The organism is Pseudolactococcus chungangensis CAU 28 = DSM 22330 (assembly GCF_002441885.1).
Lineage (GTDB): Bacteria > Bacillota > Bacilli > Lactobacillales > Streptococcaceae > Pseudolactococcus > Pseudolactococcus chungangensis.
This window is the reverse complement of record NZ_JXJT01000060.1, coordinates 1-1,006: the sequence shown is the minus strand read 5'-3', so window position 1 is coordinate 1,006 and position 1,006 is coordinate 1. Positions and strand designations below refer to the sequence as shown.

General features: G+C 47.7%; 7 tRNA genes. All 7 read right to left on the bottom strand.

The features are described from left to right. Window position 1: 1 nt before the first annotated feature. Window positions 2-75, bottom strand: a tRNA-Pro gene (locus RR45_RS10870). A gap of 162 nt (window positions 76-237) precedes the next feature. Continuing rightward, a tRNA-Arg gene (locus tag RR45_RS10865) sits at window positions 238-311 on the bottom strand. A gap of 34 nt (window positions 312-345) precedes the next feature. Continuing rightward, a tRNA-Leu gene (locus RR45_RS10860) sits at window positions 346-431 on the bottom strand. Window positions 432-445: 14 nt separating this feature from the next. Then, window positions 446-517, bottom strand: a tRNA-Gly gene (locus RR45_RS10855). A 20-nt stretch (window positions 518-537) separates the two neighbouring features. After that, window positions 538-610 (bottom strand) — tRNA-Thr (locus RR45_RS10850). 137 nt (window positions 611-747) lie between these two features. Further along, a tRNA-Leu gene (locus RR45_RS10845) sits at window positions 748-829 on the bottom strand. A 4-nt stretch (window positions 830-833) separates the two neighbouring features. After that, window positions 834-906 (bottom strand) — tRNA-Lys (locus tag RR45_RS10840). Window positions 907-1,006: the final 100 nt, after the last annotated feature.

The window sequence follows — 1,006 nt, the reverse complement described above, 5'->3', positions numbered from 1 at the left end:
ATCGGGAAGACAGGATTCGAACCTGCGACACCTTGGTCCCAAACCAAGTACTCTACCAAGCTGAGCTACTTCCCGAATCTTCTTCTAATGTGCTTACCACATTTCCTGATATGTGAAATAGTTTGTCTTAACTCTCGTTAAGCTCACTGCGTTCGGATTGCTACGCAATCACAACATATTTCACATGAAAATTTCTACGCTCCACAAAAGCAAGCTTTTGACGATCCGAAATTTCCATGCACCCTGCAGGATTCGAACCTGCAACCGCCTGATTCGTAGTCAGGTACTCTATCCAGTTGAGCCAAGGGTGCTCCTTAAAGTAAAATCCACCGCTATCTCTAGCGATGCCGAGGACCGGAATCGAACCGGTACGAAGGTCACCCTTCGCAGGATTTTAAGTCCTGTGCGTCTGCCAGTTCCGCCACCCCGGCTTACCTCTAGCATAAGCGAAAGACGGGGTTCGAACCCGCGACCCCCACCTTGGCAAGGTGATGTTCTACCACTGAACTACTTTCGCATATCTATTTATTCAATTAATGCCGGCTACATGATTTGAACACGCGACCCTCTGATTACAAATCAGATGCTCTACCAACTGAGCTAAGCCGGCTAAGACTTCTTGCCCGACTTGCTCAGTTGAGTATCTGAGATGAAGAAAACGTCGTTTTCTCTATCCACATGAAAGCACTGCTTTCAACTCTACCATCTGAGCTAAGCCGATTAAGGCATTCTCCTCATTAAGGAAAATGCGGATGAAGGGACTTGAACCCCCACGCCGTAAAGCGCTAGATCCTAAATCTAGTGCGTCTGCCAATTCCGCCACATCCGCTTTATGACCCGTGCTGGGCTCGAACCAGCGACCCATTGATTAAAAGTCAATTGCTCTACCAACTGAGCTAACGAGTCAATACTTGGTAACCACAATTCCTTGTGGCTTTAAAACATTGTTTTATGTTTTAACGGTCTCGACGGGACTTGAACCCGCGATCTTCGCCGTGACAGGGCG